This is a genomic window from Klebsiella sp. MBT K-1, from assembly GCF_002556465.1.
GTDB lineage: Bacteria > Pseudomonadota > Gammaproteobacteria > Enterobacterales > Enterobacteriaceae > Klebsiella > Klebsiella grimontii.
Window position 1 is genome coordinate 204,457 of the sequence record NZ_PDEL01000008.1, and the last position, 14,489, is coordinate 218,945.

Genomic DNA, 14,489 nt, shown 5'->3' on the forward strand with positions numbered 1-14,489 from the left:
TATTTGTGTTGCAATATTGTAGCTATAAGGTTTTTGTAGTGTTGCGATTTGCGACACATAAGAGACATTCCGTGCGACAGAACGAAAAGTGAATTTATTAAGTAATTGAAAATAAATAATTATTTTAAACCTGGAAAAATGGCATAACCCCTGCAATGGAGGAGAGGCGCAGCGAGCAGCCGTACAAAACTAATACGCCGCTGCGCTTCAACCCTACATGAAGGAGATTCGCGATGCGTTATGCACATCCTGGCACGCCGGGCGCTTTGGTTGCACTGAAGTCAGCCTACGGTAACTTTATTGACGGTAAATTTGTCGAACCGATCGGCGGTGAATTCTTTATGAATACCTCCCCGGTCGACGGTAGCAACATCGGGCAGTTTCCGCGTTCTGATGCCAAAGATATCGACTTCGCCCTTGATGCGGCGCACCGGGCCGCCGACGCCTGGGGTAAAACGTCGGCTCAGCATCGCGCGAATCTGCTGCTGCAGGTTGCCGACCGTATTGAAGCCAATCTGGAATATCTGGCGGTGGCGGAGAGCTGGGATAACGGCAAGCCGATCCGCGAAACCCTTAACGCCGATCTGCCGCTGGCGGTCGATCACTTCCGCTATTTCGCCGGCTGCCTGCGCGCGCAGGAGGGAAGCACGGCGGAGATTGATGAAACGACGGTGGCTTACCATTTCCATGAGCCTCTCGGCGTGGTCGGGCAAATAATTCCGTGGAACTTCCCGCTGCTGATGGCCGCCTGGAAGCTGGCTCCGGCGCTGGCGGCTGGCAACTGCGTGGTACTTAAACCGGCGGAGCAGACGCCGCTTAGCATTACGCTGCTGCTGGAGATTATTGGCGATCTGTTCCCGGCGGGCGTGCTTAACGTGGTGCAGGGTTTTGGCAAAGAGGCGGGCGAAGCGCTGGCAACCAGTAAACGCATCGCCAAAATCGCCTTTACCGGCTCCACGCCGGTAGGCCGGCATATTATGGCCTGCGCGGCGGAAAATATTATCCCCTGTACCGTTGAGCTGGGCGGGAAGTCGCCGAATATCTATTTTGCCGACGTGATGGAAGGCGAAGAAGAGTATATCGAGAAGGCGGTAGAGGGCCTGGTACTGGGCTTCTTTAACCAGGGCGAGGTCTGCACCTGCCCGTCCCGCGCGCTGATTCAGGAGTCTATCTACGAGCCCTTTATGGCGCGGGTCATGGATAAGGTAGCGCAAATTCGCCGCGGCGACCCCTTTGATACCGACACGATGATTGGCGCGCAGGCGTCGCGTCAGCAGTTCGATAAGATCCTTTCCTATATTAAGATCGCCCGCGATGAAGGCGGTAAGATCCTGACCGGCGGCGAACGCGCCAGTATCTCTGCCGAACTGGATAACGGTTTCTATATTCAGCCGACGCTGATTCAGGGGCGCAACGATATGCGCAGCTTCCAGGAGGAGATCTTTGGCCCGGTTATCGGCGTCACCACCTTTAAAGATGAAGCCGAGGCGCTGTCTATTGCTAACCAGACCCAGTTTGGCCTTGGGGCCGGGGTGTGGACGCGGGATACCAATCTGGCCTATCGCATGGGGCGCGGCATTAAGGCCGGCCGAGTGTGGACCAACTGCTATCATATTTACCCTGCGCACGCCGCGTTCGGCGGTTACAAACAGTCCGGCGTAGGGCGCGAAACCCATAAGATGGCGCTTAACGCCTATCAGCAGACGAAGAACCTGCTGGTGAGCTACGGCACGGCGCCGCTGGGTCTGTTCTGATCGGCGCCCTCAGCTATTTATTTTAGGAAAACCCGCAATCTTCAGCACGGATTGCGGGTTTATTATTCCACAAAGAAAGTGCTGTTATTCGTTTTGCCTTCCTTACTTTCACATGAAATACCCTTGCCATTGATATCCCCTATATATAATTACTCAGGTGATTATTGTTTATTTGGTTACAAAAATAAGATTAAAACCAATCTAGGATTTATCCTAATATTGTGTAAATTCACGGTCCGCTCACAGAATGATTGCCGAAAAATCGCGGTAAATTTAAGTGTGATTGTTAAATTACACTGTCTGATGTTGATTTTTAATGTTGTTGTCTCGTGATTTTTGGTTGCGTTAATTAACAAACAGAGCAATGTTTTGAATATTATTTTCATATGTAAAATAAAACAGCATTTCATTAACATAACAAAATATTGCGAATTGTAATGGGTAAGGATATTATTTATTTGTTCCCTTAATGAATGGTTTATCAATTACGCCGAAGTAACTTTCTTTTTAATAAAAGAGTCAAATAAGCAGCTCAGATTTTTTGCTGCCTGCTATCCTGCGGACGGAACGCGAATATTATTAACATGGAGGATCTGTACGCAGATTTGTACGAGGCTTAAGCCCTCGCGCTCAATCTGTCGAAAATATAAGTTAGAGATGAGATGAATAATGAAAACGCAATTTCGTATTATGGCAATGTTTGTCGGTGCTCTGGTTTCCGCTAGCGCATTATCCAGCCCTTCACAACCGGCCAGTTCAGCAATGACCGTTAACCCCGGTTCTAATGCGGGAACCCAGGGCACGGGCGGCCAGGTAGAATTTACCGGCTCCATTACTGACTCCTCCTGTAATGTCGATAGCACCAGCGCGAACCAAAGCGTCGATCTGGGGAAATGGGCGAGCAGCTATTTTACCGGCGCTGGTTCTGAAACGACGAAAACCGCCTTCCACATCAAAGTAAAAGATTGTCCTTCCACCGTTACCACCGTCTCGGTACTGTTTGACGGTACCCGCGATACCAACAATAGCGATCTGCTGGCGATTAACGGTACCGCAAGCGGGGTGGCGATAAAGCTTTACGAAGACGACAAGTCAACGCCGGTTGATCTCGGCGCCGTGTCACGCGGCCACAGCGTTACCGCTGGCGCGAGCGGGGCGGCGACAGGTACCGCCGATCTGGAATTCTTTGCCGACTATGTCTCAACCAGCGCGGTTTCCGCCGGTTCTGCCAACGGTACGGCCAACTTCAATATGGTTTACAACTAATACCCTAAAAGCGGGTAAAGCTGCGGTTATTCATGGCTTCCCAGACCGAGCCGCCGCCTGGCTGAAATACGGGCTGCAGCATTACTGCAAATTTTTTATCAGCTTCAGGTCGTGATACCCGCTTTTATTATTCCCGGACGGTAGTCATTATGAAACGAACGATCGCCGCGATAGCCTTTTTATTGCTATCAACTGCGGCACAGGCCGGTATTGTCATGGGAGGAACCCGTGTTGTTTATCAGGAAGGGAAACGTGAAGCCGCAATATCGGTCACCAACGCGGATACTCATTCACCTTATCTGGTGCAATCGTGGGTGGAAAACTATGCGGAAAACAATAAAAGCCGCGTGCCTTTTATTGTGACGCCGCCGCTTTTCCGTCTCGATCCCGAACAGCAGAACGTATTGCGTATTAACTATATTGGCGGAACGCTGCCCACCGATCGCGAATCCGTTTTTTGGCTCAACGTAAAAAGCATTGCGCCCACGAAAAAAGATGAAGCGAATAAGCTTCAGGTTAATATTAAATCAAAATTTAAGATTTTCTATCGTCCGAATGGTCTCCCGGGGGAGCCTGCCGATGCATGGCGCAAGGTGACGTTTAAAATCGAAGGTTCCAGACTGGTTGCCCAAAACCCGACGCCCTATTTTGTCTCCTTTTTTGTTATTTCGGTTGGCGCGACAGACATTCCTGAACCCGGCATGATTGGCCCCCTTGACCATAAAGAGTGGCCGATTACTCATTCCGGGGTAGTTAAATGGCGCGCTATTAATGACTTCGGTGGTATTACGGATTACGCGCAACAGTAATTATTTTGCTTCGCCTGGTCGGGATATTGTGAAAAATAACACTTCTGATATGACTTCCGTTTATTCGGCGATCGCGGCGCCAACCGGCGGGATTTTCTTATTGCCGACGGCGATTTTTCTGCTGTGCCAAAGCGGTATCGCGCGGGCGGAGGACTACTTTGATCCGGCGGCATTAGAATTTGCCAATCCGCAGCAAAAGACCGCTGATTTACACTATTTTGCTAAATCAGGCGGCCAGCAGCCCGGGACATATCCGGTCAGCATCTGGGTAAATAACCAGGAAATAGCCCAGAGCGAGGTGACATTTGTCGACAGCAACGGCGCGCTGCAGCCGCAGTTAACCCCGGCGCAGCTGGCGGAATATGGCGTCAACGTCAGCGCTTTCCCGGCGTTTAATACCCTGCATGAGGGAGAGCCGTTCACCCACATCGAACGCTATATCCCCGATGCCAGCAGCCGTTTTGACTTTGCCACTCAGCGCCTGAACTTAAGCATTCCCCAGGCGGCAATGAACGAGCAAAGCCGCGGGTACGTCGATCCGGCGCGCTGGGATGAGGGGATTCCGGCGGCGTTTGTTAACTACAACCTGACCGGGTCACAAACCCGGCAGTCGGATGACAACAGCCGCTCCAGCTACCTGAATTTACGCAGCGGAGTGAACTTTGGCGCCTGGCGACTGCGTAACGTCTCGTCGATGGAGTATGACCGGACCCGGCGCTGGAATTCACAGAGCACCTGGCTGCAGCGCGACCTGAAGTCACTCAAAAGCCTGCTGCGGATGGGCGATACCTTTACGAGCGGCGACGTTTTCGACAGCGTGCAGTTTCGCGGCGTCCAGCTGATGTCCGATGATGAAATGCTGCCGGATAGCCAGCGCGGCTTCGCCCCGACGATCCGCGGGATGGCGCACAGCAATGCGAAAGTCACCATCTCCCAGCATGGCTACGTTATCTATGAAACGTTCGTTTCGCCGGGGGCGTTCGCCATAAGCGATCTCTATCCGACGGCGCAAAGCGGCGACCTCGAAGTCCAGGTAAAAGAGAGCGACGGTTCGGTGCGGACCTTTACCCAACCCTTTTCAGCCGTACCGTTTATGCTGCGCGAAGGACGGGTGAAATTCAGCCTGAGCGCCGGGCGCTACCATTCGGGGCAGAGCCGGACGCCATCGCCGACGTTTTTACAGGGGACGCTATTTTATGGGCTGCCGGCTGAGTTCACGCTCTACGGCGGTAGCCAGCTGGCGCAGGATTACCAGTCCTGGGCGCTCGGCGTCGGACGCGGCTTTGGCGAGCTGGGCTCGCTTGGGGGCGATGCGACATGGGCCAACACCACGACGCCGTCGGGAAAGCGCTCGGCGGGCCACTCGCTGCGCGTGCAGTACCAGAAGGATTTTGCCGGAACCGGCACCTCATTTAGCCTCGCCAGCTATCGCTACTCTTCTGGCGGTTATTACGACTTTAGCGAGGCCAACGCGCTTGAGAGCCGCAATGGTCTCGTGGACAACAAGCGCAGCCGCGAGGAAATCTCTGTATCGCAGGCGTTTGGCGGTATGAGCAGCCTGGCGATTTCCGCCTGGTCGCAGGAATACTGGCACCGCCAAAGCCGCGATGAAACAATCCATCTCGGATTCTACAGCGCCTGGCGAGGCGTTTCGTGGGGCGTGGGTTATTACTACACCCAGTCTTCCGATCGCCAAAAAGCCGATCGCTCGTGGTCCTTCAACCTGAGCATTCCGCTTGGCGGCCCGCTTGCCGAGAGCGCGATTAGCTACAGCACCACCTCCGGCAATAACGGACGCACCTCGCAGCAGGCGTCGCTGTATGGTTCGATTCCGCGTAATCCCAATCTCTATTATTCCCTGCAGCAGGGCTACGCTAACGGCGGCCAGGGGAGTAACAGCAGCGCATCGCTAGATTACCATGGCGGCTACGGAACCGCGCAGCTCGGCTATCGCCAGGATAGCGCAAGCCATCAGCTGACCTGGGGCGCATCGGGCTCCATCGTCGCCCATCCTCATGGCGTGACGCTGGGGCAGACCGTCGGCGAAAGCTTTGCCATCGTTCGCGCGCCGGGAGCCGCCGATGTGGCGATTCAAAACGGCAGCAACGTGCATACCGACTGGCGGGGGTATGCGGTGGTGCCCTCGCTGACGGCGTATCGCAAAAACACCATTACGCTCGATACCGAATCGCTGGCCGACGATGCCGATGTTGAGCTGGAAGGACAGACGGTGATCCCCGGCGGCGGGGCGGTGGTGCAGGCAAACTATCAGACCCATATCGGCAACCGCGTACTGTTTACGCTCAGCGACAGCCGCGGCCCGCTGCCGTTTGGCGCCAGCGTTCGCCTGCGTAAGGCTGAAGACGAGCAAGGCGCGGCTCCGGGCGGCATGGTGGCCGATGGCGGGCAGGTCTATCTGAGCGGTATCCCGCAAGAAGGGACGCTTGATGTCGCCTGGAACGCCGACAATATCTCGCGGAAATGCGCGCTGCATTTCCATCTTACCGATACCGTACAGCAGGGGCAGAGTCCGGTAAAAACCGTCTCTGGCGTCTGCCAGTAGGTCAGCACAGAGGTGATTTTGCGCATAGTATCGTTTTTATTGCTGCTAATGGCCGGGATTTATAGCCACGGCGGGTGGGCGGAAACCTGCAAAGGGGATATCGGTCAGATGACCGTTAACGTCCAGAATATCAAGTACCTGCCTACGCTGCCGCTGAATACGCAGATGACCAGCGTGATGGCGGATAACGGCAGCGGAATTCATTTCACCTGCGATCTTCAGCTGCCGAAAGCGGCGGCTAAACGTCTGGTGTATCGGCAGCTTAAAACCGCCTCATCGCCCCTGTCGATCGGCGGCCAGCACGTTTTTCCCTCCGCGCTGGACGGCATGGGCTACACGTTGGGTTTTCAGTGCAGCGGCGGCGCCATTCGCGTGATTGATGGCAGCCATGCGGCCGGTAGCGCGGAGTCCGTGACGGTTTGCGACAGCAATGAAATAGCTAACCTGCTGACGCAGCAGCAGATTGTGGTGAAAGTCTTCGTGACGTTTTATAAGACCGGCGAGGTCGCCCTGGCCAGCGGTAACCACGCTAACGTTCCGGCGCAGCCGCAGATTGGCGAACTGACTATTCAGCAGCAGGCCGACAGCAGTGCCGCTTTTGTCGCCAGCCCGCCGGTCACTCTCGATATGGCCGCGCTGAATGTCGATATCGGCAGCAGCGGCAGCTGTCAGGTCTCAACCGCGAATATTCACGTCAGCCTCGGCGCGGTAAATAAAGCGGAGTTTAAAGGCAAAAATACCGTCGGCGGCAGCGCCAGGAGCTTCTCCATTCCGGTCTTCTGCTCCACGCCGACCGATATCCGTATTGGTTTTTTTGGCGTGACGACGCAAACCGGGGGAACGGATACCCTGGCGCTCAGCAAAGACAATGCCTCCGCGAGCGGGGTGGGCGTCAGGCTCACCTACGGCAATAACAGCGCCCCGGCGCCGGCAGCCGGAACCGGCGTCAAAATTAACGAGGCCAGCAACTTACCTGTGCTCAAGCGGATTACCGCCAGCAGCGCCGGCGCGGCGGAAAATATCAACTTCAACGCCCAGTACGTACAGACGGATGACGCGGTAACCGCCGGCACCGCCAATAGCATGGTGACGTTTGCGCTGGAGTATAACTGACCGTCGCTTTCGCGCTGTGGCTCACAAAAAAGAGATGTCATAACGATTTTTCGCACGGTGAGCGGATCGGTACGCTATCAATGATCGAGAGATTAAGCGGCTGGCCGGGAGTACTTTTGTGCGGGAAAATCGAAAATGAAAATCGCCTTTGGTGATCTTAAGCCTCTATTGCAGGCGCAGCGCGTTTTTGTCGGCGGGCAGAAGCTGGTCTGCGCCCACGCCTTTTACCGTGATGATCTGCCGATCGACGTACCGGAAAATTTAGCTACCGAGGCCTATACCACCTACTGGGGGCGCTGCGGCGAACGGCTGGCCTCACTGGGCGCTTTTAGCTATACGCGAACCCTGCTGCCGGCGCTCATCAGGGTAGGGCGCTACACCTCGATTGCCGATCGGCTCCAGGTGCTGGGCGACCGGCATCCGCTGGAGTGGGCCAGCGCCAGCCCGGTTTTTTATGCCCATCACTCCGGCGTTATGGCGACGCTGGCGGCCGACAGCGGCAGGCCCAACCAGTTTTACCCTTTTGAGAAAACACCCCGGCCAATCACCATCGGCAACGATGTGTGGATTGGTCAGAATGTCACCCTGGCGCAGGGCATCACGATTGGCGATGGGGCCGTTATTGCCGCCAACGCGCTGGTGGTCAAAGACGTCGCGCCGTACGCTATCGTCGGTGGTAATCCGGCGAAGGTCATCCGCATGCGCTTTAGCGAGGCGATTATCGCGCAGCTGCTGGCGCTACGCTGGTGGCGTTACTCTGCCCAGGATATTGCCGCTTGTCCGGTTAATCAGGTTGAACGCTTTTGCGAGCTGCTCGCCGGGCGCGCCGCCGAAGGGACGCTGTCCGCTTTTTCGCCGCCGGTATTGACGGCGACCATGATTAAAGATTTTATGGCGAATAAACAGAACCCGCTGCGCAGCGCGGTTTAATCAAAAGCGGTTCACATTAGGACAAGGATATAAAGATGAAGTTGAAGTCAGGTCTTGCTTTCATCATTGCCGCCATCGCCTTTGGCGCCCAGGCGCGCGACATGAACAGCATCCAACAAAGCGGCGAACTTAAAGTCGGTGTGCCGGGAGACTACGCGCCGCTGGCGTTTCACAATAAAGCCGGAGAACTGCTGGGCTACGATGTGGATATGGCGAAAGATCTCGGCAAGCAGCTTGGCCTGAAGGTGCGCTTCGTGCCGACCAGTTGGCCAACGCTCTCCGCCGATCTGCAGGCCGATAAGTTTGATATCGCCATGGGCGGGGTGACGGAAACCGCGGCGCGGGCGAAGGATTTCGCGTTAAGCCAGCCGGTGGTGCCGAACGGCAAGATTGCGCTGGCTAACTGCGCGTCGGCGCCAGCCCTCGGTAGCCTGGAAAAAATCGACCAGCCGAACGTGAAGGTGGTAGTGAATCCGGGGGGAACCAACCAAAGCTTTGTCGATGAACATATCAAGCATGCGCAAATTATCCGGGTGAAAAACAATATCGATAACCTTGAAGCGCTGCGGCAGAAAACGGCGGATATGATGGTGACCGACCTGATTGAAGGCGTCTATTACCAGAGCAATGAACCGGGCGTATTCTGCGTGGCTAACGAGACGCCGTTCCCGGGCACCGCCAGCTTTAAAGTCTACATGATGAATAAAGATAACCCGCAGCTGCTGGAGAAGGTAAACCAGTGGCTGGCCAGCCAGGATAAAAATGTGCTTAAGCAGAAGTGGCGTATTCATGACCAGGTAAAACCATAGTGCAATAAAGATTTTCTATGCGGGTTTGGCGGAAGATAATCAGCGCATCGGGTTTTCCGCCAGCACATCGTGAAGCAGCCAGTCATAAAACACCGTCACTTCCGGACGCATGACCGCATGCTGCGGCGTCACGATGTAGTAGGACCAGGTGAGCGGCCAGCGGCGGGCGGGCTGTAGCTGGACGAGCTGCCCCGTGGCGAGGAGCTGTTTTACCAGCGCCCGGCGGACGAGGGCGACGCCGCGCCCGCTGAGGGCGGCAAGGATAACCGCCGACGTTGAGTCGATATGCATTCCGCTATCGCGCGCCGTCGGGGCCTGAGCCGCGGCCAGCACATCCTCCCATGAGGGAAAGCTGGCGCCGGGATGCGGCGTATCATCATGAATTAGCTTTTGCGCCGCCAGCCAGTCGCCGCAGGCGATTTTTTCTGCCGGGACGATAAGCGGGCTGCACACCAGCACCGCCTCCTCATCCATCAGCCAGGTTTTATCGACCCCGGGCCAGTCGCCGCGGCCGCAGCGAATGCCTAAATCCGCTTCGCCGTGGGCCACATCCATCAGCTTTTCCGTAACGTTGAGGCGCAGGTCGATATTTTCATGGGCGGCGGAGAAGCGATTTAAGCGCTCCATCAGCCAGTTCATCATCAGCACCTGCGAGGCGGTGATCACCACCACCGAACGCGCCCGGCGGCCGCGAAGCTTATTCAGCCCGCTCTCCAGCTTATCCAGTCCCTGCGTAATATCCTGCAGCGCTTCCTGGGCCTCGCTCACCAGGGTCAGACGCGCTTTACCGGCACGGGTGCGGTGCAGCAGCGGATGGCCGACCCACTCTTCCAGCGCCCTGACCAGTTGCCCGACGGCGGCGGGGGTGACCCCCAGCTCGCGCGCCGCGCCGGTAAAGCTGCCGTGGCGGGCGGCGGCTTCAAAAGCGTGAAGCCATTTCAGTCGGTTAAGCGATCGCATGCTGGATATCCCTCAGTCAAATTTCGCCTCAGTATAGGCTATCAAGATAGATTTTCTTTGCTGCAGGACTATTTCTTCTCATTCGTCAGCGCGGTTGTGGACAGGCATGCTGAGGCCATACAAGCAAACGTGAAGAGGTGAATGATGAATACGACGTTTATGGGAAAAAAACTGCTCGTGGTTGGCGGAACCAGCGGTATGGGGCTGGCGACGGCCAAACGGGTGGTGGAGAATGGCGGCAGCGTGGTGCTGGTGGGCAATCGCCGGGAAAAGGCCGAACGGGCGCGCCAGGCGCTGGCGGCAGCGGGGAAGGTAGATGTTATCGTCGCTGACCTGACGAGCGAGGCCGGTATGCAGCAGGTAATGGCGAACATCAATGCAGAGCATCAGGATATCAGCCTGCTGGTCAACGCCGCCGGCATCTTCTTCCCGAAGCCGTTTATCGAACATGAAATGGCCGATTACGATCGGTATATGCATCTCAACCGCGCGACGTTTTTTATCACCCGCGAGGTGGTGCGCAATATGCTGGCCAACGGCATCAAAGGCTCGATTGTGAATATCGGGTCGATGTGGGCGCAGCAGGCCATCGGCGCGACGCCGTCCTCGGCATACTCCATGGCGAAGGCGGGGCTGCATGCGCTGACGAAAAACCTGGCGATTGAGCTGGGCGGCAGCGGTATTCGCGTCAATGCGGTATCCCCGGCGGTGGTGCATACGCCAATCTATGAAGGCTTTATTCCTGAAGAGGATGTGAAGGCGGTGATGAATAGCTTTGACGGCTTCCATCCCATTGGCCGCGTCGGCACGCCTGATGATATCGCGCAGACCGTCGCTTTTCTCCTCAGCGAGAGCACCCGCTGGGTGACCGGCGCGGTTTGGGATATTGATGGCGGCGTGATGGCTGGTCGGAATGCCTGATTACGTTCATTATGTCAGTCAGGGTATTGGCATAACGAAAACGAATTCAGGATAAAAAGAGTCCATGAGCGCTGAGATAACGCTGCCCGTCGGGCAGCAAAACCAGAATATTATTCGCCTGGCGACGGCACAGGCGCTGGCGGGGGCAAACTCGGTGGTGTTTTACGCCACCGGCGCGATTGTTGGCAACGCCATCGCGCCCTCTCCGACGCTGGCAACGCTGCCTGTGACCATTTTTGTGCTGGGCATGGCCGCCTGCATACTGCCGTTTGGCGCACTGGCCAGAAGGCGCGGACGCAAAACGGTCTTTATGACCGGCACCGGGGCCGGCGTGTTGACGGGAGTGCTGGCTGCGCTGGCGGTGGTGCTCGGTTCGTTCTGGCTATTCTGTATCGCGGCCTTTTTCGGCGGCGCCTATGCGGCGGTGGCGGTTTCTTTCCGCTTTGCCGCCACCGACGGCGTCAGCGGCGAGCGGCGCGCCCGGGCGCTCTCCCTGGTCATGGGGGGTGGCGTGGCGGCGGGGGTTATCGGCCCGATGCTGGTGACCGGCACCATGAATCTGTGGCCACCGCACACCTTCGCAATGACCTTTATCGCTCAGGGACTGGTGGCGGCGCTATCGGCGCTGGTCTTGCTGGGGGTAAAAACCGCCGCGCCGGTGGCGCAGACCCAATCTGGCGGGCGTCCACTGGGCGAAATCGTACGCCAGCCGGGGTTTTCCCGGACGGTCTTCAGCGGCGCAATCTCCTATATGGTGATGAACTTTCTGATGACCGCCGCGCCGCTTTCCATGCACATGCACGGTATCTCGCAGCAGGCGTCGAATCTGGGCATTCAGTGGCACGTGATCGCCATGTACGGCCCCGGATTTTTTACCGGCAAGTTGATTAATCGCTTCGGCGCCCGGCGTATTAACGCCGCAGGGTTGATTCTGCTGGTGCTGTCGGTGATGGTTGGCCTCGCCGGTATCGACGTTATGCACTACTGGCTGTCGCTCATCCTGCTCGGCATTGGCTGGAACTTCGGCTTTACCGGCGCGTCGGCGCAGATTATGGATTTTCACCGCCCGGAAGAGAAAACTCAGGTGCAATCGCTGAACGATTTTATTGTCTTCGGGGTCATGATGATTGGCTCGTTTTCCTCCGGCGCATTGATGAATCTCTTCGGCTGGAATGCCGTGCTGTGGGGTTCGCTGGCGCCGGTTGTGGTTGCGCTGGCGGCGGTACTGGTGGGGGGAAGGGCAGCCCAGAGGGTCTAACTTTTGCGTGATTTAACGCGCAAGCGCACGATATCGCGCATGGCGCGAATCAGGGGTTCTTTGCTGCGGCCGCGGCGGAAAATCAGCGAAAAAGGCGCTTGATAGCCATATTCCGTCGGCAGCAGTGCGCGCAGCTTATGCGATTGCACCCATGGCAAAGCGTAGTGTTCCGGCAGATAGCCGACGTATTTGCCGGACAGAATCAGCATCAGCTGCGCTTCCATACTTTCCGCGCTTGCGACGCTCCGCTTAAAGCCCTTACGCCCTAAATCGCTGCTGCTCCAGTAGCTGCGGGTGACCATTCGCATCTCGGAAATCAGTGCTTCCGTCGGATGTTTAAGGGTAAATAGCGAGTGTTTGTCGCCGCAATAGAGCCAGTTTTGTTCGCGATAGAGCGGATGGGACACCACGCTATTGGCCTGCAACGAGAAGGTGCCGATGGCAATATCCAGTTCATTGTTCAGTACACCCTGCAAAAGCGCGTTCGGGCTTTTGACCTGTAAATTGATATGCACCCGCGGGAAACGTTCGCTAAATGTGGCGATGATGTCGCTCATCGGCAGCATCGGGTCGGTAATTGTTGAATCGATCACTCCAAAGTTAAAGATCCCGGTTTGTTCGCCGCGTAGCGTCGCCGTATTGCGCTCAAAATCCTCCATTGAATTCAGCAGGTCGATGCTTTGCTGGAGTACGGTTTCCCCTTTTTCGGTCAGAGAAAAACCGCCCCTGCCGCGACGGCAGAGGATGATCCCAAGTTTCTCTTCCAGTTCGCTCATATAGTTGCTGATAGCCGAAACTGTCAGGTTGAGCTCCTGCTGCGCATTGGCGTAGCCCTGGTATTTCGCTACGGTAATAAACACGTGTAACAGCCGCAGATTGGGAAATTTTCCAACTGACATAAAGGGGATACTCCGCTGTAAGCTCCGGTTTTGTTGTTATTTTTCTAAACTAATTTTTTGGCTTTGACTATTTTTTCTCTATTCCCCGTTCAGCAGTATGTCTTCATCGCCCAATAAGCCATGGAGACACCGCAATGACTACCGCAACAGAAAAAAACTATCCGCAGCCGCAGGACGGTGAAATCCCGCGCTTTAGCGGATTGCCGACTTTTTTCCGCCTCCCTTTCGCACCGCAGGCCGCTGAGCTGGATATCGGCATCGTAGGCGTGCCGTGGGACGGCGGAACAACAAACCGTGCGGGAACTCGCCACGGGCCACGCGAGCTACGCAATGCCTCAAGCCTGGTGCGTCGGATCCACCAGACTACCCGCCGTTCTCCCTATGATTACGCCCGCGTTGGTGACCTGGGGGATGTGCGTATCAATCCGGTTGATATGCAGGATAGCCTGGCGCGCATTGAGGCCTGGTATCGCGCCCTGGCTGAACAGCAGGTGATGCCTTTAACCGCTGGCGGCGACCATCTCACCACGTTGCCGATTTTACGCGCGCTCGGACGGGATAAACCGCTGGGAATGATCCATTTTGATGCCCACTCGGATACCAACGACAGTTATTTCGGCGGCGAGCGCTTTACCCACGGTACCCCGTTTCGTCGTGCGGTAGAAGAGGGGGTTCTCGATCCACGGCGTACGGTACAAATTGGTATTCGCGGCGCGCTGTTTTCCGCAGATGAACACTGCTGGGCGGAGGAAAACGGCATCACCATCATTCGCATGGAGCAGGTGGACGAGCTGGGTATTGACAAGGTGATGCAGCGGGCGCGCGCGATTGTCGGCGAGCAGCCTACCTATATCAGCTTCGATATCGATGTCCTGGATCCGGTCTATGCGCCAGGTACCGGAACGCCGGAAATTGGCGGTATGACCACGCTGCAGGCGCAGCGCTGCGTTCGTCAGCTTGCGGGATTGAATCTGATTGGTGCCGACGTAGTGGAAGTCTCGCCGCCCTTTGATCAGGGCAATCTCACCAGCCTGACCGGCGCGACCATGATGTTTGAACTCTTGTGCCAGCTTGCCGACGCCCATCATTGGCGCATTTCTCTATAAATAACGAGGGAGCCTTATGATGAAAAGAAATCTCTCATTGCGCTATCTCGCCACTACGCTGGTTCTGGCATCGGGACTTGTCCCGGCGGCCAATGCGGCGG

Annotated in this window: 12 protein-coding genes; 10 read left to right on the top strand and 2 right to left on the bottom strand. The window is 56.3% G+C overall.

The genetic code is table 11. The features are described from left to right. Positions 1 to 233 precede the first annotated feature (233 nt). The 7 genes from CMQ96_RS14215 to CMQ96_RS14250 all read left to right on the top strand — a co-directional run bounded on the left by CMQ96_RS14215 (position 234) and on the right by CMQ96_RS14250 (position 9,244). Positions 234 to 1,754, top strand: a complete 1,521-nt coding sequence (locus tag CMQ96_RS14215) for an aldehyde dehydrogenase family protein (RefSeq protein WP_004123921.1) — start codon at positions 234 to 236, stop codon at positions 1,752 to 1,754. Between the two features lie 669 nt (positions 1,755 to 2,423). Further along, the gene (locus CMQ96_RS14225) at positions 2,424 to 3,020 is read left to right on the top strand and encodes a fimbrial protein (protein WP_004135068.1); all 597 of its coding nucleotides are present in this window, start codon (positions 2,424 to 2,426) and stop codon (positions 3,018 to 3,020) included. Between the two features lie 149 nt (positions 3,021 to 3,169). Next, positions 3,170 to 3,829 (top strand): molecular chaperone, encoded by a 660-nt coding sequence (locus CMQ96_RS14230; RefSeq protein WP_032710963.1) that lies wholly within the window; start codon positions 3,170 to 3,172, stop codon positions 3,827 to 3,829. 28 nt (positions 3,830 to 3,857) lie between these two features. Next, on the top strand, positions 3,858 to 6,392 hold the full coding sequence (locus CMQ96_RS14235) for a fimbria/pilus outer membrane usher protein (RefSeq protein ID WP_098066972.1): 2,535 nt from the start codon (positions 3,858 to 3,860) through the stop codon (positions 6,390 to 6,392). Between the two features lie 48 nt (positions 6,393 to 6,440). After that, positions 6,441 to 7,505 (top strand): fimbrial protein, encoded by a 1,065-nt coding sequence (locus CMQ96_RS14240; RefSeq protein WP_224247014.1) that lies wholly within the window; start codon positions 6,441 to 6,443, stop codon positions 7,503 to 7,505. Between the two features lie 135 nt (positions 7,506 to 7,640). Further along, a complete protein-coding gene (locus tag CMQ96_RS14245; protein WP_049085033.1) occupies positions 7,641 to 8,435 on the top strand; it encodes a CatB-related O-acetyltransferase in 795 nt (264 codons plus the stop codon). A gap of 35 nt (positions 8,436 to 8,470) precedes the next feature. Next, positions 8,471 to 9,244: a transporter substrate-binding domain-containing protein gene (locus CMQ96_RS14250; RefSeq protein WP_098066946.1), complete on the top strand. Its 774-nt coding sequence runs from the start codon at positions 8,471 to 8,473 to the stop codon at positions 9,242 to 9,244. 39 nt (positions 9,245 to 9,283) lie between these two features. Here CMQ96_RS14250 and CMQ96_RS14255 read toward each other — a convergent pair whose 3' ends face one another. Next, positions 9,284 to 10,204 carry a LysR substrate-binding domain-containing protein gene (locus tag CMQ96_RS14255; RefSeq protein WP_049089887.1) on the bottom strand — a complete coding sequence of 307 codons (921 nt, stop codon included), beginning with the start codon at positions 10,202 to 10,204 and terminating at the stop codon, positions 9,284 to 9,286. Positions 10,205 to 10,348: 144 nt separating this feature from the next. On the opposite strand from CMQ96_RS14255, the gene CMQ96_RS14260 reads away from it, so the two are divergent. Continuing rightward, positions 10,349 to 11,125, top strand: a complete 777-nt coding sequence (locus CMQ96_RS14260) for an SDR family NAD(P)-dependent oxidoreductase (RefSeq protein ID WP_024358405.1) — start codon at positions 10,349 to 10,351, stop codon at positions 11,123 to 11,125. A gap of 64 nt (positions 11,126 to 11,189) precedes the next feature. Further along, positions 11,190 to 12,383 (top strand): MFS transporter, encoded by a 1,194-nt coding sequence (locus CMQ96_RS14265; RefSeq protein WP_098066947.1) that lies wholly within the window; start codon positions 11,190 to 11,192, stop codon positions 12,381 to 12,383. Here CMQ96_RS14265 and CMQ96_RS14270 read toward each other — a convergent pair. Further along, positions 12,380 to 13,282 (bottom strand): LysR family transcriptional regulator, encoded by a 903-nt coding sequence (locus CMQ96_RS14270; protein ID WP_004135081.1) that lies wholly within the window; start codon positions 13,280 to 13,282, stop codon positions 12,380 to 12,382. The genes CMQ96_RS14265 and CMQ96_RS14270 overlap by 4 nt on opposite strands. 134 nt (positions 13,283 to 13,416) lie before the next feature. Between CMQ96_RS14270 and speB the strand changes: the two genes are divergently transcribed. Continuing rightward, positions 13,417 to 14,388 carry an agmatinase gene (speB, locus tag CMQ96_RS14275; RefSeq protein ID WP_004135083.1) on the top strand — a complete coding sequence of 324 codons (972 nt, stop codon included), beginning with the start codon at positions 13,417 to 13,419 and terminating at the stop codon, positions 14,386 to 14,388. The last annotated feature ends 101 nt before the right edge of the window (positions 14,389 to 14,489 follow it).